This is a genomic window from Mesorhizobium sp. WSM4833 (assembly GCF_055811095.1).
The window spans coordinates 178,750-203,067 of record NZ_JBVVQG010000010.1; the positions used below are offsets into that span (position 1 = coordinate 178,750).

Genomic DNA, 24,318 nt, shown 5'->3' on the forward strand with positions numbered 1-24,318 from the left:
CGGGGACCATGAAACTTACATCGCGTATGGCGCTGGCGCTCGGTGCACTAGCCCTCCTGCCGCTGACGCCGGTGCACGCGGCCGACTACGATCCGCCGATCTATGTCGACCAGGCGCCCGACTACGTCCCGGTCGAGGTCGGCTCCGGCTGGTATCTGCGCGGCGATCTCGGCTATGCCTTCAACAAGCCCTATGAATTTTCGGAAACTCCGGCCGGTCTGGTTACGGATACCAGCCCGCTGTCTGGTTCGATAGGTATGGGCTACCATTTCAACGATTACTTCCGTGGTGAATTGAATTTCGGTCTGCTGCCGACAAGCAAATTCGCCAGCAAATTCGACAGTACTTGCGATGGAACGCAGACGGTGACTGTCACCAGCGGTGGCAGCACAAGCGCGTTCGCCGGCCCAAGCACCCGTGGATGCGAAGGCTCCAACGACGGCAACAACAAGGCCTACGATGTGATGGCCAGCGCCTTTGTCGACCTGGGCACTTATGTCGGCTTCACGCCCTATGTCGGAGGCGGTGTCGGCATAGCGTACAGCACCTACAAGTACGCTCAAGGCGCTCGCAACTGTCAGAATTCATCGACAACATCAGGTACAACCACGACCATCTTTGAATGCGACGATCCAAACGGCTATGATGGGACGACGCAGTCGGAGAAGCAGTTCAGCTTCGCCTATACGCTCGGCGCCGGCTTTGCTTATCAGGTCAGCAAGAATGTTGCAGTCGATGTCGGCTATCAATACACGGCTCTGCCTTCCGCGAAATACGTGACAGCAGACGCTGTCGGCAACCCTGAGTTCAAAAAGGGCCTCGATTATCATCAGGTCAAGGTCGGGCTGCGCTACGATCTCTGGTAGGCGCGGCGAGTACGAGGACCAGGACGGCGGATCTTTCGGGGTCCGCCGTTTGCGTTTGAAGTCACGACATCCTGATCAGGGATCGCCGGTATCCCGGCAACGACAAAAACTTTCCTCTTGACGCCTGAAGCCCGAACGAATATCGCCGTCCGTGGGCCACCCCTCCCCAACGAGGGGCCACTATCTGGAAGGATAGACCACGATGACGACGCATACGAAGCCCGGACTCCGTCCGGCAAACCCCAATTTCTCCTCAGGTCCCTGCGCAAAGCGCCCCGGCTGGTCGGTCGAGGCGCTGAAGGCTGCCGCGCTCGGCCGTTCCCACCGCGCCAAGATCGGCAAGACCAAGCTCGAACAGGCGATCGAGCTGACGCGCGAGATTCTCCAGGTCCCGGCGGGTTACCGCATCGGCATCGTGCCGGCGTCGGACACCGGTGCGGTCGAGATGGCGCTGTGGTCGCTGCTCGGCGAGCGCGGCGTCGACATGGTCGCCTGGGAGAGCTTTGGCTCCGGCTGGGTCACCGACGTGGTCAAGCAATTGAAGCTCGCCGACGTGCGCAACATCGAAGCCGGCTACGGCGAGCTGCCTGATCTCACCAAGATCGATTTCGACCGCGATGTGGTCTTCACCTGGAACGGCACCACGTCGGGCGTTCGCGTGCCGAACGGCGATTTCATTCCCGCGGACCGCAAGGGCCTGACCGTCTGCGATGCGACTTCCGCCGCATTCGCGCAGAGGCTCGACTTCGAAAAACTCGATGTCGTCACTTTCTCCTGGCAGAAGGTGCTGGGCGGCGAGGGCGCTCACGGCATGCTGATCCTGTCGCCTCGCGCCGTCGAGCGGCTGGAAACCTACAAGCCCTCATGGCCGCTGCCGAAAATTTTCCGCCTGACCTCAGGCGGCAAGCTGATCGAAGGCATCTTCAAGGGCGAGACCATCAACACGCCCTCGATGCTGTGCGTCGAGGATTACCTCGATGCGCTCAACTGGGCGAAGTCGACCGGCGGCCTCGACGCGCTGATCGCCAGGGCGGATGCCAATGCGGCCGTCCTCGATCGCTTTGTAGGCAAGTCCTCCTGGCTCGGTCATCTCGCCGTCCAGCCGGCGACACGGTCGAACACGTCCGTCTGCCTGTCCTTCACCGATCCGGACGTGTCCGCGCTCGACGCCGACGGGCAGGCGGCCTTCGCCAAGGGGCTGGTGTCGGTGCTCGACAAGGAAGGCGTCGCCTATGATATCGGTGCCTATCGCGACGCACCGCCCGGCCTGCGCATCTGGTGCGGCGCGACGGTCGAGACGTCGGATCTCGAAGCGCTGCTGCCCTGGCTCGACTGGGCATTCGCCGCACAGAAGGCGTCGCTCAAAGCGGCGGCCTGAGATCGTTCGCGGCGGCCTTCGGGCCGCCCACTCCCATCAGGATCAAATCCATTTCAAGGAGGCCGCCATGGCGCCCCGCGTTCTCGTCTCAGACAAACTCTCCCCCACCGCCGTGCAAATCTTCAAGGATCGCGGCGTCGAGGTCGACTATCTGCCCGATCTCGGCAAGGACAAGGATAAGCTCGCCGAAGTGATCGGCCAGTATGATGGCCTCGCCATCCGCTCGGCGACCAAGGTCACCGAAAAGCTGATCAACGCCGCTACCAATCTCAAAGTCATCGGCCGCGCCGGCATCGGCGTCGACAATGTCGATATCCCGGCGGCAAGCCGCAAGGGCATCATCGTGATGAACACGCCCTTCGGCAACTCGATCACCACAGCCGAACATGCGGTGGCGATGATCTTTGCGCTGGCGCGCCAGATCCCTGAAGCCAACGCCTCGACCCATGCCGGCAAATGGGAAAAGAACCGCTTCATGGGCGTCGAGATAACCGGCAAGACGCTGGGCGTCATCGGTTGCGGCAACATCGGTTCGATCGTCGCGACGCGCGGCGTTGGCCTCAAGATGCACGTCATCGCCTTCGATCCGTTCCTGTCGGACAGCCGTGCCGAGGAGCTTGGCGTCGACAAGGTCGAGCTCGACGAGCTGTTCGCCCGCGCCGATTTCATCACCCTGCACACGCCGCTGACCGACAAGACGCGCAACATCATCGATGCCGCGGCGATCGCCAAGATGAAGAAGGGCGTGCGCATCATCAATTGCGCACGCGGCGGTCTGATCGTCGAGGCCGATCTGGTCGCAGCGCTGAAGAGTGGCAAGGTGGCCGGCGCTGGCGTCGACGTCTTCGAGGTCGAACCGGCCGAGAACAACGAACTGTTCGGCATGGAGAATGTGGTGGCGACGCCGCATCTCGGCGCCTCGACGACGGAGGCCCAGGAGAATGTCGCGCTGCAGGTTGCCGAGCAGATGGCCGACTATCTGATCAAGGGCGCCGTCTCCAACGCCATCAACATGCCGTCGATCACCGCCGAGGAGGCGCCGCGGCTGAAGCCGTTCGTCAAGCTCGCCGAGGTGCTCGGCGCCTTTGTCGGCCAGGTCACCGAGGATCCGATCAAGGAGGTGGAGATCCTGTTCGACGGCTCGACCGCGACGATGAACACGCGCGCGCTGATCAGTGCAGCACTCGCCGGGCTGATCCGGCCTCAGGTCTCGGACGTCAACATGGTGTCGGCGCCGATCATGGTGAAGGAGCGCGGCATCATCGTGGCCGAGGTCAAGCGCGACAAGTCGGGCGTGTTCGACGGCTATATCAAGCTGACGGTGAAGACCGAGCACATGACGCGCTCGATCGCCGGCACATGCTTCTCGGATGGCAAGCCACGCTTCATCCAGATCAAGGGCATCAACCTCGATGCCGAGGTCGGCCAGCACATGCTCTACACCACAAATGCGGACGCGCCGGGCATCATCGGCCTGCTCGGCACCGTCTGCGGCGAGAATGGCGTCAACATCGCCAACTTCCAGCTCGGCCGTAACCGGCCGGGCGGCGATGCCATAGCGCTGCTCTATCTCGACGCGCCGTTCCCGGAAGCCGTGCTGGAAAAGGTCAAGGCGCACAAGTCGATCGACTCGGCCAAGCGGCTGCAGTTCGACGTCAACGCGATGTGATTGAGGACAGGCGGTCGCCGACCCACCTCGTTGACGCCGGCCGCCGCGGCGGCCGGTTCATGTCAACTCATCCGAGCCATCGGAGACACCCACGCGATGTCGGTAGACCAGTTCCCAGCCCTTCCAGCCCGTAAACAGCAGGATGAGAACCACGATCAGCGATAGGACGATGCCGGTTGGCATCACGGCCGCCACTCCGCCGGCATACCGCGAGTACCAGTTGTAAAGCTCGATCAACACGACGAGCACATTGCCGCCGGCATGGAGCCATGCCGTCGTGAGATTGCGGACCTGAACATCGCCGAGAACATCCGTCAAGCCAGCAAGCGCAGCCAGGGCAGCCATGATCAGGCCTGCGCCGAGAAGCCAAAGCGACCCGGTGACCCATCCAGGATCGGCTGTTCGCCAGAAGATAAGGTCGCAAACGAAGGTGCCGACAAAAAAGGCAATCGGAAACGGAATCAGCATCGGGTGGATAGGGTGACCAGCAATGCTTGCCGTGCTGCGAGGGTTGTGGCTCATCATGTCGCCTCCCTGGCGTTCAAACTCCGCTGGAGGTGAAATGTTCCAAGTAGGGGACGCGGCAGGATTCATGCCGCTGTTTCCGCGCCATTGGCGAAGTCCAGGCCGTTCGCGTGATTACCGCGACGGCGGAGGGCGTCAGCCGCCAAATGTCATCCGCGGTAGTCCGCCACCGCCATCTTGCGCCCGCTATATTCGGCAAGCCCGATGCCGCCCAGCACGAGCACCAAGGCCAGCGCCTGATAGAGCTGGAACGTCTCGCCGACGATCAGCACCGACAGCAGCGTGCCGAAGATCGGCACCAGATTGATGAACAGGCCGGCGCGGTTGGCGCCGATCAGCTCGTTGCCCCTGATGTAGAAGATCTGCGAAACGACCGAGGCGCCGATCGCCGTATAGACGATGACGGTCCAGCCGCGCGCGTCGGGCATGATGACCTTGCCGGCGAGGACCTCCCACAGGAAGAACGGCAACGAGGTGACGAGTGCCGAAACCGACAGGGCCAGCATCAGGCTCTGCCAGTGCATCACCGGCTTCAGCCGCAACCCCACCGAATAGCCGCTGTAGAGAAAGACGGCGACCAGCATGATGGCGTCACCGAAATTGAGTTCCAGCGTCAACAGCCGGCGCGGGTCGCCATGGCAGGCGGTGAGGATCACGCCGGCGATGGTCAGCACGACGCCGACAATCTGCGCCCAGTTCACGCGCAGGCGGAAGAAGACGAAATTGGCAGTCATGATCAGGATCGGCATCGCCGCCTGTTCGATCGAGACATTGATCGCTGTCGTGTAGTTGAGCGCCGTGTAGAAGATGGTGTTGAACAGGGTGAAGCCGCTGGCGCCGAGGGCGACCAGCACGAACCAGTGCTTGCGGACCATCGGCCAGTCCTTCTGGATGGTCTTCCAGCCGATGGGCAGCATGATCGCCACGGCCAGCACCCAGCGCAGGAAGACCAGCGTCATCGGCGAGACGTGATCGACCGCCAGCTTGCCGGCCACCGAATTTCCACCCCAAAGCAAGGTGGTGAGCAGCAGGAATATGTAGGCGCTTCGATGCATCGCGGGATTCCAGTCGCCGGAGCTGCGGTGTTTGCCGGCCTATTGCCCTCGCTCGCCCAAGTAAATGATGTCAAAGCCGAAAATTGTTGTGCCTCAGGGCATTTTCGACGGCAAAGAAAGGTCGCGCTCGCGAGGTCTTGACGTTATAGAGGCCTGTCGTTTCGAACCATATTCAAGCCGCTTGGCGGCGTCTCAAGGGAAAAGAAACATGGCCAATGTGGTGGTCGTCGGCTCGCAGTGGGGTGACGAAGGCAAGGGCAAGATCGTCGACTGGCTGTCGGAGCGCGCCGATGTCGTGGTGCGTTTCCAGGGCGGCCACAATGCCGGCCATACGCTGGTCGTCGACGGCAAGGTCTACAAGCTGTCGTTGCTTCCGTCGGGCGTCGTGCGCCAGGGCAAGCTGTCCATCATCGGCAATGGCGTCGTGTTCGACCCGCACGCTTTCGTCGCCGAGGTGGCAAAACTCAAGGCGCAAGGTGTCGAAGTGGCGCCGGATCGCCTGAAAATAGCCGAAAACACAGCGCTTATCCTGTCCCTGCATCGAGAGCTGGACGGATTTCGTGAGGACGCCGCATCCAATTCCGGGACGAAGATTGGCACGACCCGTCGCGGCATCGGCCCCGCCTATGAGGACAAGGTGGGCCGGCGCGCGGTCAGGGTGATGGATTTGGCGGATTTGGAAACACTGCCCTTGAAAGTCGATAGGCTGCTGACGCACCACAATGCGCTGCGTCGCGGGCTTGGTCATGCGGAAGTCACGCATGACACGATCATGCAGGAACTAACCTCGGTCGCCGACGACATCCTGCCCTATATGGACCGGGTCTGGAAGATCCTCGACGACAAGCGCCGGGCTGGCGAGCGCATCCTGTTCGAGGGCGCGCAGGGCACACTGCTCGATATCGACCACGGCACCTATCCGTTCGTGACCTCGTCGAACACGGTTGCCGGACAGGCTGCCGCCGGCTCCGGCGTTGGCCCGGGCGCCATCGGCTATGTGCTCGGCATCACCAAGGCCTATACGACACGCGTCGGCGAGGGTCCGTTCCCGACCGAGCAGAAGAACGAGGTCGGCGAATTCCTCGGCACGCGCGGCCATGAATTCGGCGTCGTCACCGGTCGCAAGCGCCGCTGCGGCTGGTTCGACGCGGTGCTGGTGCGCCAGGCCGTCGCGGTCAACGGCATCAAGGGCATCGCGCTGACCAAGCTCGACGTGCTTGACGGGCTGGACGAGATCAAGGTCTGCACCGGTTACCGTCTCGACGGCGAGATGATCGATTATCTGCCGGCCAGCCAGGGCGCGCAGGCACGTGTCGAACCGGTCTACGAGACGCTCGAGGGCTGGAAAGGCACCACTGCCGGCGCGCGCAGCTGGAATGATCTGCCGGCCCAGGCGGTCAAGTATGTCCGCTACATCGAGGAGCTCATCGGCGCACCGGTCGCGCTCCTTTCCACCAGCCCGGAACGCGACGACACGATACTTGTGACCGATCCGTTTCAAGACTAGTTTCTGAAGCCTTTCCGGGCATCGCGGCTGATTTGCGGGGGCCGGCGCGGAAGCAAAATACAGGTCGACTGAAGCATGGCAGATTTCGTTGCTATTCTGAAAAACGCGCTCGACAAGCATGGCGACGAGACGCCGGAAAAGCGTACGCGCATCTATGCCAGCGTTCGCACCATGCTGGCGAAGAAGCTTGGTGAACGTTCGCCGCCGTGGGCTCCCGAAGCCATAGCCACGCAGATGCGTTCGCTGGAAGACGCCATTACAAGCGTCGAGCGCGATTATGCCAAGAGCGTGCCGGAGACCGACCCGCTCGCGGAGCTGGAACACATCTTTTCGTCGATCGATCGCAACAAGAACCAGCCAAGCCATACGAGGCAGCCGGCGAAGGCGGAATCGGCCTGGCCGGCACCGCCCGTCGCCAAGCCCGAGCCCTATCAACCCGCGCCGCCGCCTGCCGCCAAGGTCGAGCCAAGCTGGCAAAGATCGACGCCGGCGCCTGCCCAGCCGGCTCGCGCCGACACGCCTCTTCCAGGCATGAACGCCGAGGAGGCGGACGACGAGGCCGATGTCTTTTCCAGCAACGAAGACAATGAAGAGCCGGTACAGGACACCTTCCAGCGCCTGCGTCCCGCCGAGCGCAAGCGCAGCTATGGCGGGCTGATCGCGGCCGTCGTCGCACTGCTGGTCGTTGCCGGCGGCGGCTACGGCATCTGGCTGAACAAGGACGCCTTCGGCAAGATGCTGGGGCTTGGCGGCAATCAGGTAGCGAAAACCGAACCCGTGAAGCCAGCGCCGGCCAAGCCGGCAACCGATGCCGCGGCAGCGCCGCCGGCGCCCGCGGCTGGCGGCACGGAAGCCGAAAGCACGAAATTCACCCAGCGGCTGACACCGCAGGGTGGTGAAGTCGACCCGGGTCCGGCCGGTGGCCAAAGCGGCATCGGCGAAGGCGAATCGGTCGCGGCGCTGACCACCCCGCCCTCGGCCACGAACGCACCGGCGATTTCCGCACCGGCCGCCGGTACGCCTGCCGCGACTACGCCTCCGGCGACAGATGCCGCCCCCGCAACGCCGCCTGCCAACGGAGCAGCGCCTGCAGCGCCGGCCGGTGCTGCCGGCACGCCGCCAGCACCGGCAGGTGCCGCGCCGCCCGCCCCGGCGGCTGCGCCTGCGGAAGCCGCTCTGCCTGTCGGCCAGAAGGCGATCTTCTATGAGGAGCGCACCAGCACCGCCCAGGGCTCCGCCGAGCCCGGCAACATCGTCTGGTCGCTGGTGCAGGAATCGCCCGGTGGCGACCTGCCGCCGGAGCCGGCGATCCGCGCCGAGGCGACCATTCCCGGCAAGGACATCCAGTTGCGCATGACCATCCGCCGCAACACCGACCAGACGCTGCCGGCCAGCCACATCATCGAGATGATCTTCCTGACGCCCGACGGTTTCGAGGGCGGCGGTGTCGACAACATCCTGCGCGTTGCCATGAAGGCTTCGGAGCAGGATGCCGGCAGCCCGCTGATCGGCATTCCGGCCAAGATTGCCGACGGCTTCTTCCTCGTCGCGCTCAACGACACCAAGGCCGACGAAGACGCCAACATGACCTTGTTGCGCGGCCAGGACTGGATCGACGTGCCGGTGGTCTACAAGACCGGACGGCGGGCGTTGCTGACCATGGAAAAGGGCATTCCAGGAGAGAAGGTGTTCGACGAGGCAATCAAGGCCTGGCAGGCCAAGACGGCAGGCTGAGACGCTGTAGCCGCCGTTCAGAAGCCCTGGAACAGCATGTCGAGCGCAGCGACGATGTCATCGTGGTGCTTGATCAGGTTCAACCGACTTTCGCCCAAATCGCTGGCCGGAACGGTGGCAACCAGGTGTGTTGCCATAACGAGCTTTCGACCGTTGATCTCAAAAATCGGATGAAGCTTTCGCATCGGCGGTGGCACCATTGCGACCGGCAGAAGCGGCACGACCACCCGCGTCTTGAAATTTTCGAGCAGTTCTGACTGAACGTCGAGCACATAGCTGCCTTCGATGCGACCGGCGAAGACATCATAGCGGGGCATCAGAACTGCCGGTAGTCTTCCAGCGGGATGCCATGTTTCTCGATATAGTCGTTCCACGCGTCCATCGTGGCGCGGTTCTCAAGCTTCCACAGCCGCGTTTTTTCGGCAGCCACCGCCTCCGCGATGCCGGCCTCCGCAGCGCGCGAGACATTCACGTCAAGTCCCTTGGCTTCCCTCATGAGGTTCGAATCGATCGACAGATTTGCTGGCTGACGGATCGCACTCAAGGCAATTTTGCGCATAATAGCCTCCGCAACATGCGCATAATGTATGCGCATTTCGGCGTCGGAGCAATAATCAAGCGACGCTAATTGGAGGTGTGCGAGCCTACCCTTCCATCTCCTCGCGCAACATCTCCAGTTCCAGCCATTCTTCCTCGAGCGCGGCCAGCGTCGCGCGCTCCTTGTCGAGGGCGGCGATGGTTTTCTGGAACGAGGCCGGATCGCGCTCGTAATAGGCCGGATCGGCGATGTTGTTCTCCAGCCGCGAGATAGAGGCCATCACAGCTTCGATTTTCTTCGGCAGGGATTCCAGTGCGAATTTCTGCTTGAACGACAGTTTCTTCGCCGGCACTTTTGGCGCGGCGGCTTCGCTCTTGTCTGACGCGGGCGCCTCGCCATTTTCGGCTCTCGCCCGCGCCTTGCGGTCGTCCAGCTTCGTGCCGCCGCGCTGCGCCAGCATGTCGGAGTAGCCACCGGCATATTCGATCCAGCGGCCTTCACCATCCGGCGCGATCAGGCTGGTCACGGTGCGGTCGAGGAAATCGCGGTCGTGGCTGACCAGGATGACGGTGCCGGCGAAACCGGCGACCAGTTCCTGCAGCAGTTCAAGCGTCTCCATGTCGAGATCGTTGGTCGGCTCATCGAGCACCAGAAGGTTTGCGGGCCGCGCCAGCACGCGCGCCAGCAAGAGCCGCGCCCGCTCGCCGCCGGACAACTCGCGCACCGGCGTGCGCGCCTGCTCCGGCTTGAACAGGAAATCCTTCATGTAGGAGACCACGTGGCGCTGCTCGCCATTGATGACGAGGTTTTCGCCGCGCCCATCGGTGAGATATTGTGCCAGCGTCTCCTGCGGGTCGACCGCCTCACGCTTCTGGTCGAGCGTTGCGATCTCCAGATTGGTGCCGAGCCGCACCGAACCGGCGTCCGGCTTCATCTCGCCGGTCAGCATCTTCAAGAGCGTGGTCTTGCCGGCGCCGTTCGGCCCGACCAGGCCAACGCGATCGCCACGCTGGATGCGGGTCGAAAACGCCTTGACCACGGTGAGATCGCCAAAGCTCTTTTCGATGTTTTTCGCCTCGATCACCAGCTTGCCGGACTCGGTGGCGTCGCTCGCCACCATGGTCGCCGACCCTTCGGCCCCGCGATGACCGCGAAAACGCTGGCGCATGGTCTGCAACTCGCCGAGCCGGCGCATGTTGCGCTTGCGCCGCGCCGTCACGCCGTAGCGCAGCCAATGCTCTTCGCGAACGATCTGGCGACCGAGCTTGTGCTGCTCGCGTTCTTCTTCCTCCAGAACCAGGTCGCGCCATTCCTCGAAATGGCCGAAGCCCTTGTCCAGCCTGCGGGTCTGGCCGCGATCGAGCCAGACCGTGGCGCGCGACACGCGTTCGAGGAAGCGGCGGTCGTGCGAGATGACGATCAGCGCCGAGGAGGTGCGGATGAGTTCTTCTTCCAGCCATTCGATGACCGAGAGGTCGAGATGGTTGGTCGGCTCATCGAGCAGCAGGATATCGGGCTCCGGCGCCATGACGCGGGCAAGGGCGGCGCGCCTCGCCTCGCCGCCCGACAGGTCGTTCGGACGTTCCTCACCCGACAGGCCGAGATGCTCCATCAGATAGCTGGCGCGGTAGGGATCGTCGGCGGGGCCAAGCCCGGCCTCGACATAGGCGCGGACAGTGGCAAAACCTTCCATGTCGGGCATCTGCGGCAGATAGCGGACGGTCGCCGAAGGCTGGCGGAACACTTCGCCGTCCTGCGGCTCGATCAGGCCGGCGGCGATCTTCAGCAGGGTCGACTTGCCGGACCCGTTGCGGCCGACCAGTGCGATCTTGTCGCCGGTCGAAGCCGTCAAGGCGGCGCCATCGAGCAGCGGCGTGCCGCCGAAGGTCAGTTTTATCCCGTCGAGGTTGAGAAGGGGCGGGGCCATGTCAGCTTTCAGGTAAGGGATAGGGATGAGCGAGCAGCATCGCGCGGCCATGGCCGAGCGCGATTTCGAGGCGGCCCCCGGTCTTGTCGGACTTGACCTCGTTGGAAATGGTCAGCGACGAACCGAACGCCACCTTGACGTGAGCGAGCGGCCATTTGGCGCCGGTGACGGTCAGGCCGTCGAGCTCGGAAAAGCCGAGCACCGAAAACAGCGTGCCGTCGGCATAGTCGAAGCCGGCCGTTCCACGCAGCAGGGGGATGCCTTCCTGAGCGCCGCTGGTCAAAAGCACGTCCGTTCCCGCCTCCGCCAGCCGCAGGCCGAGCGACAGATGCAGAAAAGCGTGGTCGGCGCGCTTGCCGCCAAAGGCGCCGGCCAGCACCAGCCGGGTCGCGCCGCGCTCCAGTGCCGCGGCGACGGCAAGTTCGCCATCGGTCTGGTCCTTTTCCGCCGGGAAGGTCCGGCGCGGCACGGAAGCGAGATCGTCCGGCAGGTTGGCCGGCACCGAATCGAAATCACCCACCCACAGCTCCGGCACGAGACCCAGCAACCGCGCATGACCGATGCCGGCGTCGGCGGCGATGACGCGGGAGCCTTTGACCTGACGGTCGAGCCGTGGCGTACGGATGAGATCGCCGCCAAGCAGGATGGTGAATGTGCTCATATCGTGTGGCCCTTACCAGCCCGGCACGGGAAACGGAAGGCGGCAAACTCCCGCTTGCATGGCGGATCGGCCCGGCCTATGTGTCGAAACGCTCTAACGGGGTGCCGGACGCGATCTTCGCGGACCGGCTGAGAGGCAGTCTCGCCAACCCGCTGAACCTGATCCGGTTTGTACCGGCGGAGGGATTAGACGTTTCGGACAGTCCGACGCCTCAATTCCTTTCAATTCAAACGAAGGAGGCGCCGATGCGCACGCTTTTATACGCTCTTGTTTCAGCAACGGTCGTGGCCTTGTCCGGGCCCGCCTTGGCCAAGGACAAGCTCACCGTCTACACCTATGAGAGTTTCACCGCCGACTGGGGTCCGGGTCCCGTGGTGAAGAAGGAGTTCGAGGCCGAATGCGGCTGCGACGTCGACTTCGTCTCGGTCGCCGATGGCGTCGCGCTGCTCAACCGCGTCAGATTGGAAGGCGCATCGACCAAGGCCGATATCGTGCTTGGCCTGGATACCAATCTCACCGCCGATGCCAAGGCGTCAGGCTTGTTCGCGCCGCATGGCGCGGTGACGGATGTCAATGTGCCGGGCGGCTGGAGCGACGACACTTTTGTCCCCTTCGACTACGGCTATTTCGCTGTCGTCTACGACACGCAGAAGATGAAGACGCCGCCGAAGAGCCTGAAGGAGCTGATCGAAGGCAGTGCCAACGACAAGATCGTCATCCAGGATCCGCGCACCTCGACGCCAGGCCTCGGCCTGCTTCTTTGGGTCAAGTCGGTCTATGGCGACAAGGCACCCGAGGCCTGGGCCAAGCTCAAGGCCAAGGTGCTGACCGTGACGCCGGGCTGGAGCGAGGCCTATGGGCTGTTCACCAAGGGCGAGGCGCCGATGGTGCTGTCCTACACGACGTCGCCAGCCTACCACATGGTCGCCGAGAACACGGAGCGCTACCAGGCGGCCTCCTTCGAGGAGGGCGAGTATCTGCAGATCGAGGTGGCGGGTATCACCACGACAGGAGCCAAGAATCCGCTGGCGGCCAAGTTCATGGCCTTCATGACCGGGCCGAAATTCCAGGATGCCATCCCCGAGACCAACTGGATGTTCCCGGCAGGCAAGACCGACAAGCCGCTCAATTCGGCCTTCGACAAACTGGTCAAGCCAACGAAGACCTTGCTGTTCAGCCCGCAAGAGGTCTCTGCCAACCGCAAGGCCTGGGTCGATGAATGGCTGGCGGCGATGAGCAAGTAGGCAGCGCGATGGCGCCGGCGCATTCCACGGATTCCCGCGTCAGTGCCGGCATTGTAGCGCTCGCTGCAATCGCGCTGCTGATCGGCGGCGCGTTTGCCGGCCTGCTTTTCGAGGGCGCCCATGATTTCTCGGGCGCCTGGGCAGCCTTCGATCCCTATCTGCTTCGCGTCATTCGCTTCACGCTCTGGCAAGCGGTCCTGTCGACGCTGCTTTCGGTCATCCCGGGGCTGTTTGTGGCGCGCGCTCTGTCGCGGCATCCACGTTTCTTCGGCCGCGCCTTCATCCTGCAGATCTTCGCCGTGCCGTTGGCGCTGCCGGCCATCGTTGCAGCGCTCGGCATCCTGGCGCTTTATGGCCGTGCCGGCTACTTCGCCGGCGTGCTTGCCGTTATCGGCGGCGGAAGCTGGCCGGGCATCTATGGCCTGTCCGGCATTCTCGTCGCCCATGTCTTCTTCAACCTGCCGCTGGCGACGCGGCTGTTCCTCGAGGCGCTGCAGACCATACCGGCCGACCAATGGCGGCTGGCGAGCCAACTCGGCATGGCGGCCCGGCCGGCGTTCCGGCTGATCGAATGGCCAACGCTGCGCGCCGCACTGCCCGGCGTCGCCGGGCTTGTGTTCATGCTCTGCATCACATCCTTCACGATCGTGCTGACGCTCGGCGGCGGGCCGGCCGCGACGACGCTTGAGGTCGGCATCTACCAGGCGCTGCGCTTCGATTTCGATCCCGCACGGGCCGTTGCACTGACGCTGCTGCAGATCGCCTTGACCTTTATCGTGGTGCTGGCACTGACGCGGCTAGGCGCCAATGTGGTCAGCGACACCAATTTGCCGGTCGCGCAACGCCGCTATCTCTCGGTCAATCGGAGCGAGACCTGGTTGAACGCGCTACTCATCGTCCTGGCGCTGCTGTTCGTCGTCGGGCCGATGGCGGCAACCGTGATGGCCGGATTGAGTGCCGATCTCGCCCGCTTGGCCGGCGAGGCCACTGTCCGGCAGGCAACGCTGACCAGCGCGGCGCTCGCCTTCCTGTCGGCGCTGCTTTCGGTGATGCTGTCGCTGGCGCTGACCATGGCGCGGCGGGCACTGGCGCTGAACCGCCGTGCCGGCGCAAAGACACTGCTCGAGCACGCGACCGATACAGGCGCCGGTTTTGTCCTGGTCGTGCCGCCGATCGTCGTCGGCGCCGGCTGGTTCCTGTTGTTGCGCCATGTCGGCGATGTCTTCGCCATCGCCCCGGTCATGGTCGTCACCGTCAACGCGGTGATGGCGATGCCGTTTGCGCTCCGCGCCGTGCGTCCCGCCTATGATGCGGCGAGCGAGCGTCACGAACGGCTCTGTGCACAGCTCGGCATTGCGGGCTGGAACCGGCTGATGCTGGTCGACTGGCCGTCGCTGCGGCGACCGCTCGCCACGGCCTTCGCTTTCGCCATGGCGCTGTCGCTCGGCGATCTCGGTGTCATTGCCTTGTTCGGCAGTGATTCCGTGCAGACATTGCCCTACCTTCTTCTGGCTCGGATGGGCAGCTACCGCACCGAGGATGCCGCCGGCCTCGCACTGCTGCTCGGCCTCGTCTGTCTCGCGTTGATCGTGGCGGCGCACTGGCTGGGAAGGGAGGAGGTCCGTGATGCGTGAAAAGGCGGCCAACGGGCTCGCGAAGGGCGCGCCGGTGCGGCTGGACAAAGTGTCGTTCAGCTATGGCAGCTATGGCGAGGCGCCGCTTGTTTTCGATGTCGAGTTTGCCGCGGCGACGATCACCGCCATCATGGGGCCGAGCGGTTCGGGCAAGTCGACGCTGCTCAATCTGGTCGCCGGCTTCGAGACCCCACGGTCGGGCCGCGTGCTGATCGGCGGTGTCGATGTCAGCGCCGAGCCGGCCTCGGCGCGGCCAGTGTCGATGGTGTTCCAGGAGAACAATCTCTTCGCGCATCTTTCCGTCGAGCAGAATGTCGGGCTCGGCCGCTCGCCATCCCTGCGGCTGACCGAGGCGGACCGCGCCGCGGTCGCCGAGGCGCTTGCGCGCACCGGTCTTGCGGGCAAGGAGAAACGCCTGCCGCGCGAGCTCTCGGGGGGCGAACGCCAGCGCGTCGCACTGACCCGCGTGCTGGTGCGCGACCGACCGGTGTTGCTGCTCGACGAGCCCTTCGCTTCGCTCGGACCGGCTTTGCGCGACGAGATGCTGGACCTGGTTGCCGCCGTTCATGCCGAACGCGCCATGACAGTGCTGTTCGTCACGCACCAGCCGGAGGATGCACGCCGCATCGGCGAGCATATGGTGTTTGTCGACAATGGGTTGGTCGCCGCCACCGGCAAGGCTGATGATTTCTTTGCCGGGGCTGGTCCGGAGGCGTTCCGGCGCTATATCGGCGCGGGTGCCGGATATTCCACATCACGCGATGTTGCCCGGAAGCGGACATAATTTACGGTCAAACCGGCTCCAGGCGATGTGGCGTTTGCTTGCCATGACCGGGGGAGTGTGGCTAGGTCCGCCCTACCGGTCCGGCACAGGCCGTGATTTGCCTGCAGTATCCGGCGCCCGCCCCTGGGACGGGCCGCGGATACTGCAGCAGTTTGAGATATGGCACGTGAACATTCTGAAGATCGTCCCCGATTTTCAATGTCATGTGCCGGGACCCGAAAGGAAGCCGTTCTGGCGATCGGCGCTAACACATTGGGAATGAAACCGCTGGCGCGCTTCCTCGCGCTGGCCGGCTTTGCCGTGGCGTTGGCAAGCTGCCAGATGTTCACGCCGCCGGAGGTTCAGGAATCCGGCTTCCAGCCTTCCGACAAGCCGATCACGGTGGACAATGTCGGCGCCAACAACAAGCTCGCCGAATTGGCCAGGGCGCAGCATCCGCGCATCCTGGCGACCTATGGCGGCGAATATTCCGATCCCAAGCTCGAGCGCATGGTCGCCAAGGTGGTCGGTAGTTTGACGGTGGTGTCCGCCAACCCGACACAGACCTATCGCATCACCATTTTGAATTCGCCCAATGTCAATGCCTTCGCGCTGCCGGGCGGCTATCTCTACATCACGCGCGGCCTCCTGGCGCTGGCCAATGATTCGGCCGAGCTTGCCGCTGTCATCGCGCATGAGATGGGCCATGTCACCGCCAATCACGGCTTGCAGCGCCAGCAACTCGAGGCAGAGGAAGGCCTGGCGACCAAGGTGGTTTCCGATGTGCTCGGCGACAGCCCGACCGCCAAGGCGGCGTTGATCCGCGGCAAGCTGAGGCTCGCGCAATTCTCGCGCAACCAGGAGCTGGAAGCCGACGCCATCGGCATCAAGTCGATCGGCGAGGCCGGCTACGATCCTTTCGCCGCCGGCCGCTTCCTGCAATCAATGTCGGCCTACACGGATTTCCGCTCGATCAGCGGCGCCACCGACGCCAGCCTCGACTTCCTGGCCACGCACCCCAATACGCCGCAGCGCATCGATCTGGCGCAGCGCCATGCCCGCCAGTTCGGCGCGCCGGGCGTCGGCACGCGCGACCGCGATTCCTTCCTCGCCGGCATAGACGGCCTGCTCTATGGCGACACGCCGGAAGAAGGCTATGTGCGCGGCGAAACCTTCCTGCATCCGGGCCTTGGCGTATCGTTCACGGTACCGGACGGCTTCATCATCGACAATTCGGCGGCAGCGGTGACGGCCACCGGCCCCGGCGACATAGCGATCCGTTTCGATGGCGTGTCGATCGACAAGAACCGGGCGCTGACGGACTATATCCGCAGCGGCTGGGTGGCTGGTCTCGTCGACAGCAGCGTCAGGCAGGAAACCATCAACGGCAACGAGGCAGCGACCGCGCATGCCGGCGCCGAAGGCTGGCAGTTCGACATTGCGGTGATCCGCGCCGGCGGCCAGGTCTACCGGCTGCTGACCGCGGCCCCTTCGGCCAGCACGTCGCTGGACACAATCGCCCGCTCGGTCAGCGGCTCGTTCCGGATCTTGAGTGCCGCCGAAAAGGCGGCGCTGAAGCCGCTGCGCATCCGCGTCGTCACTGTCCAGCCTGGGCAGACGATGGGTTCGCTTTCGGCGCAGATGGTCGGCGTCGACCGTAAGCTCGACCTGTTCCGCGTCCTCAACGCGCTGTCGCCTGGTGCCGCGGTTTCGGCCGGCGACAAGGTCAAGATCGTCACGGACAAGTAAGAGCCCCTGGACGCCTGACGCCGTTCAGGCGGCAGTCGCCATGAACTCCGGATTCTGCTTCACCAACGCGACCTTCAGCTTTTCCATGGCGCGGGCCTCGATCTGGCGGACGCGTTCCTTGGAGATGCCGAGGGTTTCGCCGAGCGCTTCCAGCGTCGCGCCCTCGTCGTTAAGCCGGCGTTCCTCGATGATCCTCAACTCCCGTGCGTTGAGCGCGCGAAGCGCCTCCCTCAGCCAGAGCGAGCGGCGCGCGACATCGATCTTGTCGCCGACGATCTCGTCGGGCAGCGGATCGTCCGAGACCAGGAATTCCATGCGCTCGGTCGAACCCGCATCGTCGGCAACCGGCATGTTGAGTGAGGAGTCGGGAGCCGACAGCCGCGAATCCATCATCGCCACGTCGGCTTCGGAGACGCCGAGTGCTTCCGATACTTCGCGATAGAGCGTTGCGTTTGACAGTGGCTCGGCGCCATTCGCCAGCCGCGCGCGCAGGCGTCGCAGGTTGAAGAACAGCGCCTTCTGCGCCGAGCTGGTGCCGCCACGCACGATCGACCAGTTGCGCAGGATATAGTCCTGCATCGAGGCCCGGATCCACCATGTCGCATAGGTCGAGAACCGCACCTCGCGCTCCGGCTCGAAGCGGGCGGCGGCCTCGAGCAGTCCGACATGACCCTCCTGGACCAGGTCGCCGAGCGGCAGGCCGTAATGGCGGAATTTGGAGGCCATGGAAATGACCAGCCGCATATGCGCGACGGTGATGCTGTGCAGCGCGTTCTGGTCGTTGTCCTCTTTCCAGAGCAATGCAAGCCGATGCTCTTCGTCACGCTCGAGGTAGGGAGCCTTCATCGCCGCGCGGACCATGATCCGTCCTGCCGTGTCTTCCATCATGAGGCGCTCCCTGGGTGGTGCGGATGACTTTGCAAACTTGGCTGGCGCCTGGGTTGAAATGGCGGCGTCGTGCCCTAGAACAGCCAGAACTGCCATGCGCGGGAAAGGTTCCGCGACCGTGGCTGCGGGTATGTGTTGCCTGGCGGACTCCGGGGATTACCCGCGATAGCCGTGATGTCGGCTGGAAAGCGCCAGTTTGAGTATCTGATTTCAGAAACTGATTGTTTTTGGAATTCTGTTCCTTATTTTTTCGACTTGCATCTGTCAGTTTCCAGCGCTCACAATATGCCGGTCGGCCGGCCAAGGACGGGATCACAGAAAAATGAAATGGCTCAAGTCGCTCATCATCGCCGGAACGCTGCAGGCCTTGGCTGTCACCGCAGGCCATGCCGGCGCCAATCTCGACCAGATCAAGCAGGCCGGGGTCATCAAGGTCGGCACGGAAGGCACTTATGCGCCATTCACCTATCATGACACTTCGGGCGCACTGGTCGGCTTCGACGTCGAAATCGCCAAGGCGATCGCCGACAAGCTCGGCGTCAAGGTCGAATTCCTCGAAGGCAAGTGGGACGGGCTGATCGCCGGCCTCGACGCCAATCGCTATGACGCCGTCATCAACGAGGTCGGAATCACCGATGCCCGCAAGGCCAAGTACGACTTCTCCGATCCTTACATCGCCTCCAAGGCGGTGCTGATCGTGCGCGGCGACAACACAGACATCAAGACCTTTGCCGATCTCAAAGGCAAGAAGTCGGCGCAGTCGCTGACCTCGAATTTCGGCAAGCTGGCCGAAACGAACGGCGCCGAGCTGGTCGGCACCGATGGCTTCGACCAATCGATCCAGCTGCTTCTGACAGGCCGTGCCGACGCCACGATCAATGACAGCCTGTCGTTCCTCGACTTCAAGAAGCACAAGCCCGACGCCAATGTGAAGATCGCCGCGCAAGAGGAAAACGCCGACTATTCCGGCGTCATCGTGCGCAAGGGCGATCCGGAGCTGGTCGCGGCGATCAACAAGGCGCTGGCCGACATCAAGGCCGACGGCACCTATAAGAAAATCTCCGACACCTATTTCGGCCAGGACGTTTCGAAGTAATCTATGAGGCGGGCCGCTCCGCGGCCCACAGGACATATCGAGCGGCGAGTCGTCTTTGACGGTCCGCCGCTTTTGTCGTGATATGTCGCGCCTCGACGAAGCCTCGACTTATTTGGAGGGTCTTACGTGCCGCACTGGCTGCAACTGATGCTGGAGTCGCTGCCTTCGCTGTTGTGGGCGGCGCTGATCTTCACCGTGCCGCTGACGCTGTTGTCCTTCGTCCTTGGGCTGACCGTTGGGTTGGGTGCGGCGCTTGCCCGGCTGTTTGGTCCGAAACCGCTGGTCGCGCTGGTGCGCTTCTATGTCTGGATCTTCCGCGGCACGCCGCTGCTGGTGCAGCTGTTCCTTATCTTCTACGGCCTGCCGTCGGTCGGTATCCTGCTCGACGCCTTCACGGCGGCGTTGATCGGCTTCACGCTCAACATCGGCGCCTACACGTCGGAAATCATCCGCGCGGCCATAGGGTCGGTGCCGAAGGGCCAGTGGGAAGCCGCCTATTCGATCGGCATGACCTGGAGCCAGGCGATGCGGCGCACCATCCTGCCGCAAGCCGGCCGGGTCGCGGTGCCGCCGCTTTCCAACACCTTCATCTCATTGGTCAAGGATACGTCGCTGGCCGCCGCCATCACCGTGCCGGAGATGTTCCAGGCGGCGCAGCGCATCGTCGCCACCACCTATGAGCCGCTGATCCTCTATGTCGAGGCGGCGATCCTCTATCTGGCGCTGAGTTCGGTGCTGTCGGCCTTGCAGACGCGGCTGGAGACCCGGCTCAACCGCTATGGCGGCTTCCTGGAGGCACGCTCATGATCGGCCTCAGCAACATCGAAAAGCGCTTTGGCGACAATCTCGTGTTGAAGGGCGTGACGGTCACCATTGCCGAAGGCAGCGTCACGGCGCTGGTCGGCCCGTCGGGCGGGGGAAAGAGCACCCTGCTGCGCTGCATCAACCTCCTGGAGATCCCGACCTCGGGCACGGTGCGCATCGGCGACGAGACGCTCGAATTCCATCCTGGTGGCAGGGTTCCGGCCAGGGATATCCAGCGCCTGCGGCTGCAGACCGGCATGGTGTTCCAGAACTTCCAGCTGTTTCCGCATCGCACCGCGATCGAGAACGTCATGGAAGGGCTGGTGACGGTGCTGAAATGGGCGCCTGAGAGGGCACGCGAGCGGGCGCTGGCTCTGCTGGAGAAGGTGGGGATGGCGCACAAGGCCGACGCCTGGCCGGCGACGCTGTCGGGCGGCCAGCAGCAGCGCGTGGCGATCGCCCGCGCCTTGGCGCCGTCGCCGAAAGTGCTGCTCTGCGACGAGCCGACCTCGGCACTCGACCCGGAACTGGCGCAAGAGGTGGTCGACGTGCTTGGCAAGCTCGCCAGTGAAGGCACGACCATGGTGATGGCGACGCATGATCTGCGCCTCGCCTCCAAGATCGCCAAGGAAGTGGTGTTCCTCGATGCCGGCGTCGTCGTCGAGAAGGGACCGGCCGCGGTGCTGTTCAACAATCCGGAGCAGCAACGGACGAAGCGGTTCATTGCGACGCTGAAGCAGGAGGCTGAGAAGGAAGGCGGCGGCGGGTAGGCGCGGCCTAGGGTCTGTAGAATTCGGGCGATGGCCCCGAAGGCGCGCCGGTTCCGGTATATCTTGCCGGATGCGCGAGCAGGCCGTCAGCCATCCTTCGGCATATCGGGCCTTGCCGCCAGCAGCCGCTGAAATTTCACCGTCAGATCTCCCTCGAAATCGCGGCTCTTCATTTGCAGGTTCAGATATGATGGCTGACGAGCGCCACGCCAAGTCCGATGAGGATCGAACCGCATGTCTTGGGGATCACCCATCCGGCGCCAGTGAACCGGCCAACGGCGAGCGAGGCGATGCCGACCGCCGCAAGGTCGGCCATCGAGAAGATGAGATTGACGATGATGCCGAGGATGAGGAACTGCAACCCGACGGCCATGCCGGCTGACGGATCCACGAACTGCGGCAGGAAGGTCAGGAAGAACAGTGCCGTCTTGGGATTGAGGATCTCGACGACCATGCTGTCGCGAAATGTATTCGGGGCCGGCCTGGCACCATCCTCACCCATCCGGTTCCAGCCCAGGAACATGGCAAGGCCCAGCGAAATGAGATATGCGGCGCCCGCCCATCGGATCACCAAGAAAGCGACCGGCGCGTGTTCCATCAGTGCGGCGAGCCCGACCGCCGCGGCCAGGATGTGCACGTAACAACCAAGATGGACACCCAGTGCCGCCATCAATCCCGCCTGACGGCCATGGGCCAGCGTCTGCGCTGTCATGTAGAGAATCGCCGGTCCTGGCATGCAGGCGAAGGCGAGCGTTGCGAGGGCGAACGGAATCCAGAGATCCAGCGATGGCATGACAGCTCCTCCCATGATCAAGCCGTGGGAGGAGTAGGCCGGGGGGCAGGCCGAAAACATACGACGGATGCCGTATTTGGGTGATGATCGGGTTTGGCTAATCTGCCGATGGTTAAGGGGACGTTGCCGGGTTGCCCATTGTAGCGGCTGCGATATCAGCCGGTGGGCAATCCCAGACGAACCGCGTAGGCGGTCAGTTCGGCGGTGTTGTGGAGACTGAGCTTGCCCATCAGATTTTCGCGATGTTTGCGAGCGGTCGGCAGGCTGATGCCCAGTCGTTCGGCGATGTCGCGCGTGATCATGCCTTGCGCCACCAGTTGAAGGATCTGCCGTTCGCGTCGCGTCAGCGGTACCGGGGACAGGATTTCCTGCGCGGCTATCGGCTCGCTGTCCCTGCCTATATCGCTGACCGCGAAGCGAACGGTTTTCGCCAGATAGGTGCCTCCGTTCTTGACCGCTTCGATGGCAGCGCCGAGTTCCTCGGGATCGCCATCCTTGGTCAGGTAGGCGTTGGCGCCGGCGCTGAGCGCGGCGCGTACTGTCCTCGGCTCGACATTGGCCGTCAGCACCACGATCCGCAGGCGTGGTGCCAAGGTCCTGATGGTGGCGATAAACTGCATCCCGGCCACACCCGGCATGCCGAGGTCGAGGATCAAAAGGTCGGCGCGCGTGCTTCGCAGCTGGCCAAGCAGCGCCTCGCCATCCGCAGCCTCGGCGACGACCGAGACATTGTCCATAGCCGAGATAAGCAGCTTCAGCCCCTCGCGCACGATGGCATGGTCGTCGGCGAGTATGGCGGTGAGCGGTTCATCGGGGCACCATCCAGGGCTGCGGCGGCGTATATGGATCGATCGCCAACTTATGCGAAACAGGTTGCCGGTAGATCAACGGTACCGGGGAAGACCGGCCGGAGAATTACTTGGGACAATTGGAGGGATTCGATGCAGGAAGACAAGATACGCCAGGCCCTGGTCGAACTCCTGTATCGCAATTCCTACGGCGTGGTCATCTCCAACATCGTGATCTCGATGGCGGCGGTCTATGTTCTGAGAACGGCCGTTTCCGCCAATTGGCTGACCGGCTGGCTGGCGGCGCTGTATCTGCTGACGGCTATCCGGGTGCTGGCGTCGCGCCGTTTTTTCAGCCGCTCAAGGGATCGCGGCTCGATCTTGCGCTGGGCATGGCTGGCCACGGCGTTTTCCTGTATGTCGGGCCTTCTGTGGGGGGTGCTTGGCTGGGTCGGCTTTATGCCCGAGGCGCCGATCGTGCTGTCCTTCACGGTCATCGTCCTGACTGGTCTCGTCTGCGGTACGGTGCCGTCGCTGTCGGCCTTTCCGCCGGCGCTGGTCGGTTCCATCCTGGCCACGGTGGTGCCGGTCGCCTTGCGCTGCTTGACCACCCAAAGCGATATTTCCGGCGCCTTCCTGTTCCTGCTCGCATCGCTGGTGGCGATCAATTTCTACTACTGCCGTATCACCTACCGCATGCTGCGCGAAACCGTCAGCCTGCGACTGGAGAACGAAACGCTGGTCGAGCACCTGCAAGAGGAACGCGACAGGGCGCAGACCGCCGACCGTGCCAAGACGCGTTTTCTGGCGGCGGCGAGTCACGATCTGCGCCAACCGATCCATGCCCTGAGCCTGCTGGTCTCGACGCTTGCCATATTGGGGCAGCGCGGCGACGTAACCTCCGGCGAGGCGCGCGATCTGGCCAGCCGGGCGAAATCGGTTGTCAGCAACTTCAGTGGGCTGCTCAACGCTTTGCTCGATATCTCGCGGCTCGATGCGGGCATCGTCACGGTCACGAGCGAGGCGGTGCCGCTGCGCGACCTCTTTGGTGATCTTCGCAATGAATTCGCCGCCGAGGCAAAACAACGCGGACTTACGTGGCGCGTGGTAGACAGCAGTCTCTACGTCGACAGCGACCCGATGATGTTGAAGCGCATCCTCAACAACCTGGTCTCGAATGCCCTTCGCTACACCAAGCAAGGTGGTGTCCTGCTGGGCTGTCGCCGGCGCGGCGCATGTGTGGAGATACAGGTCCTCGACAGCGGCCCCGGCATCCCCGCCGATCAGCAGGGGATGGTCTTCGAGGAGTTCGTGCAGTTGCAGAACCCGGCGCGGGACCGCACGCAAGGCTTGGGACTCGGGCTCGCCATCGTTCGCCGCACCGCCGAGCTGTTGGGGCACCCCCTGAAATTGGCTTCGACGTCCGGGCGCGGTTCCCTGTTTTCCATCACCGTCGCGAAGGCCGGCGCGGTGCAAGCTCGCTTGGAGGTAGACACGACATCGCCGGCCAGCAGTGCCGCCGGCATCATGGTGGTCGAGGACGAGGGCGACGTTCTCGATGCCATGGTGCGCTTGCTCAGCCTGGAGGGACATCGTGTCTATCCCGGCCGCTCCGCCGCAGAGGCGCAGGAGGCCCATACGGCGGCGCTGGCTGCCGGCGATGCGCCGGTCGACCTGATCATCGCAGACTACCGTCTCGAGAATGACACCACCGGCACTGACGCGATCCGTGCGCTTCACGCCCATATCGGCTGGCTTGTCCCGACCATCATCATTACTGGCGATACGTCGCCGGCGCGCCTCAAGGAGATCAGCGCCAGCGGCAGCCGCATCCTGCACAAGCCGATCGCCGACGAGGAATTGCGCGAGACCATTGCCGCGGTCTGCTTTGGCGGCAAGGCGATAAGTGGCGACACACGTTAAAACGAA

The 24,318-nt window shown here is 63.7% G+C and carries 22 protein-coding genes and 1 riboswitch; of the genes, 13 read left to right on the plus strand and 9 right to left on the minus strand.

What is annotated here, in order from left to right; translation table 11 throughout:
* The first annotated feature begins 8 nt into the window (after positions 1-8).
* From AC0L2D_RS21600 to serA, 3 genes are all read left to right on the plus strand, one after another.
* Positions 9-866 carry an outer membrane protein gene (locus tag AC0L2D_RS21600; protein WP_013529157.1) on the plus strand — a complete coding sequence of 286 codons (858 nt, stop codon included), beginning with the start codon at positions 9-11 and terminating at the stop codon, positions 864-866.
* 202 nt (positions 867-1,068) lie between these two features.
* Entirely contained in the window at positions 1,069-2,244 is a 1,176-nt protein-coding gene (locus AC0L2D_RS21605; protein WP_473542323.1) for a phosphoserine transaminase, read from the plus strand.
* Positions 2,245-2,311: 67 nt separating this feature from the next.
* Entirely contained in the window at positions 2,312-3,913 is a 1,602-nt protein-coding gene (gene serA / locus AC0L2D_RS21610) for a phosphoglycerate dehydrogenase (RefSeq protein ID WP_024502929.1), read from the plus strand.
* Positions 3,914-3,970: 57 nt separating this feature from the next.
* Here serA and AC0L2D_RS21615 read toward each other — a convergent pair whose 3' ends face one another.
* Together AC0L2D_RS21615 and AC0L2D_RS21620 are read right to left on the minus strand one after the other, a co-directional pair.
* On the minus strand, positions 3,971-4,435 hold the full coding sequence (locus tag AC0L2D_RS21615; protein ID WP_473542360.1) for a DUF2231 domain-containing protein: 465 nt from the start codon (positions 4,433-4,435) through the stop codon (positions 3,971-3,973).
* Between the two features lie 152 nt (positions 4,436-4,587).
* Positions 4,588-5,493 (minus strand): DMT family transporter, encoded by a 906-nt coding sequence (locus tag AC0L2D_RS21620; protein ID WP_473542325.1) that lies wholly within the window; start codon positions 5,491-5,493, stop codon positions 4,588-4,590.
* 208 nt (positions 5,494-5,701) lie between these two features.
* On the opposite strand from AC0L2D_RS21620, the gene AC0L2D_RS21625 reads away from it, so the two are divergent.
* Together AC0L2D_RS21625 and AC0L2D_RS21630 are read left to right on the plus strand one after the other, a co-directional pair.
* On the plus strand, positions 5,702-7,000 hold the full coding sequence (locus AC0L2D_RS21625; RefSeq protein ID WP_013529162.1) for an adenylosuccinate synthase: 1,299 nt from the start codon (positions 5,702-5,704) through the stop codon (positions 6,998-7,000).
* A gap of 75 nt (positions 7,001-7,075) precedes the next feature.
* Positions 7,076-8,734, plus strand: coding sequence for a hypothetical protein (locus AC0L2D_RS21630; protein ID WP_013529163.1), 1,659 nt, complete (start codon positions 7,076-7,078; stop codon positions 8,732-8,734).
* Between the two features lie 17 nt (positions 8,735-8,751).
* On the opposite strand, the gene AC0L2D_RS21635 is transcribed toward AC0L2D_RS21630, so the two are convergent.
* From AC0L2D_RS21635 to AC0L2D_RS21650, 4 genes are all read right to left on the minus strand, one after another.
* A complete protein-coding gene (locus AC0L2D_RS21635) occupies positions 8,752-9,051 on the minus strand; it encodes a CcdB family protein (RefSeq protein ID WP_473542328.1) in 300 nt (99 codons plus the stop codon).
* Positions 9,051-9,293, minus strand: coding sequence for a type II toxin-antitoxin system CcdA family antitoxin (locus tag AC0L2D_RS21640; protein WP_082827595.1), 243 nt, complete (start codon positions 9,291-9,293; stop codon positions 9,051-9,053). Before AC0L2D_RS21640 ends, AC0L2D_RS21635 begins: the two co-directional genes overlap by 1 nt.
* Positions 9,294-9,378: 85 nt before the next feature.
* Entirely contained in the window at positions 9,379-11,199 is a 1,821-nt protein-coding gene (locus AC0L2D_RS21645) for an ABC-F family ATP-binding cassette domain-containing protein (RefSeq protein ID WP_473542330.1), read from the minus strand.
* Position 11,200: 1 nt separating this feature from the next.
* Positions 11,201-11,860 carry a thiamine diphosphokinase gene (locus AC0L2D_RS21650; RefSeq protein WP_473542332.1) on the minus strand — a complete coding sequence of 220 codons (660 nt, stop codon included), beginning with the start codon at positions 11,858-11,860 and terminating at the stop codon, positions 11,201-11,203.
* 87 nt (positions 11,861-11,947) lie between these two features.
* A riboswitch (TPP riboswitch) is annotated at positions 11,948-12,062 on the plus strand.
* 43 nt (positions 12,063-12,105) lie between these two features.
* Here AC0L2D_RS21650 and thiB point away from each other — a divergent pair.
* The 4 genes from thiB (at position 12,106) to AC0L2D_RS21670 (ending at position 17,250) form a co-directional block, all read left to right on the plus strand.
* Positions 12,106-13,104: a thiamine ABC transporter substrate binding subunit gene (gene thiB / locus AC0L2D_RS21655; RefSeq protein ID WP_337123488.1), complete on the plus strand. Its 999-nt coding sequence runs from the start codon at positions 12,106-12,108 to the stop codon at positions 13,102-13,104.
* A gap of 8 nt (positions 13,105-13,112) precedes the next feature.
* The gene (gene thiP / locus AC0L2D_RS21660; RefSeq protein ID WP_473542362.1) at positions 13,113-14,738 is read left to right on the plus strand and encodes a thiamine/thiamine pyrophosphate ABC transporter permease; all 1,626 of its coding nucleotides are present in this window, start codon (positions 13,113-13,115) and stop codon (positions 14,736-14,738) included.
* Positions 14,731-15,522: a thiamine ABC transporter ATP-binding protein gene (thiQ, locus tag AC0L2D_RS21665; protein ID WP_024502937.1), complete on the plus strand. Its 792-nt coding sequence runs from the start codon at positions 14,731-14,733 to the stop codon at positions 15,520-15,522. The genes thiP and thiQ overlap by 8 nt, the downstream gene beginning before the upstream one ends.
* Positions 15,523-15,780: 258 nt before the next feature.
* A complete protein-coding gene (locus AC0L2D_RS21670; protein ID WP_024502938.1) occupies positions 15,781-17,250 on the plus strand; it encodes a M48 family metalloprotease in 1,470 nt (489 codons plus the stop codon).
* A gap of 24 nt (positions 17,251-17,274) precedes the next feature.
* Here AC0L2D_RS21670 and AC0L2D_RS21675 read toward each other — a convergent pair whose 3' ends face one another.
* Entirely contained in the window at positions 17,275-18,138 is an 864-nt protein-coding gene (locus AC0L2D_RS21675) for an RNA polymerase factor sigma-32 (protein WP_013529172.1), read from the minus strand.
* A 322-nt stretch (positions 18,139-18,460) separates the two neighbouring features.
* On the opposite strand from AC0L2D_RS21675, the gene AC0L2D_RS21680 reads away from it, so the two are divergent.
* The 3 genes from AC0L2D_RS21680 (at position 18,461) to AC0L2D_RS21690 (ending at position 20,808) form a co-directional block, all read left to right on the plus strand.
* Positions 18,461-19,234, plus strand: a complete 774-nt coding sequence (locus AC0L2D_RS21680; protein WP_013529173.1) for an amino acid ABC transporter substrate-binding protein — start codon at positions 18,461-18,463, stop codon at positions 19,232-19,234.
* 126 nt (positions 19,235-19,360) lie between these two features.
* Positions 19,361-20,041, plus strand: a complete 681-nt coding sequence (locus tag AC0L2D_RS21685; RefSeq protein ID WP_013529174.1) for an amino acid ABC transporter permease — start codon at positions 19,361-19,363, stop codon at positions 20,039-20,041.
* Positions 20,038-20,808, plus strand: a complete 771-nt coding sequence (locus AC0L2D_RS21690) for an amino acid ABC transporter ATP-binding protein (protein WP_013529175.1) — start codon at positions 20,038-20,040, stop codon at positions 20,806-20,808. The genes AC0L2D_RS21685 and AC0L2D_RS21690 overlap by 4 nt, the downstream gene beginning before the upstream one ends.
* Positions 20,809-20,989: 181 nt before the next feature.
* Here the strand turns inward: AC0L2D_RS21690 and AC0L2D_RS21695 are convergent, their stop codons facing one another.
* Positions 20,990-21,601 (minus strand): LysE family translocator, encoded by a 612-nt coding sequence (locus AC0L2D_RS21695; protein WP_024502939.1) that lies wholly within the window; start codon positions 21,599-21,601, stop codon positions 20,990-20,992.
* 155 nt (positions 21,602-21,756) lie between these two features.
* The gene (locus AC0L2D_RS21700; protein WP_473542336.1) at positions 21,757-22,371 is read right to left on the minus strand and encodes a response regulator; all 615 of its coding nucleotides are present in this window, start codon (positions 22,369-22,371) and stop codon (positions 21,757-21,759) included.
* Between the two features lie 6 nt (positions 22,372-22,377).
* Here AC0L2D_RS21700 and AC0L2D_RS21705 point away from each other — a divergent pair, with 6 nt between their 5' ends.
* Positions 22,378-24,312, plus strand: a complete 1,935-nt coding sequence (locus AC0L2D_RS21705; RefSeq protein WP_473542338.1) for a hybrid sensor histidine kinase/response regulator — start codon at positions 22,378-22,380, stop codon at positions 24,310-24,312.
* Positions 24,313-24,318 lie beyond the last annotated feature (6 nt).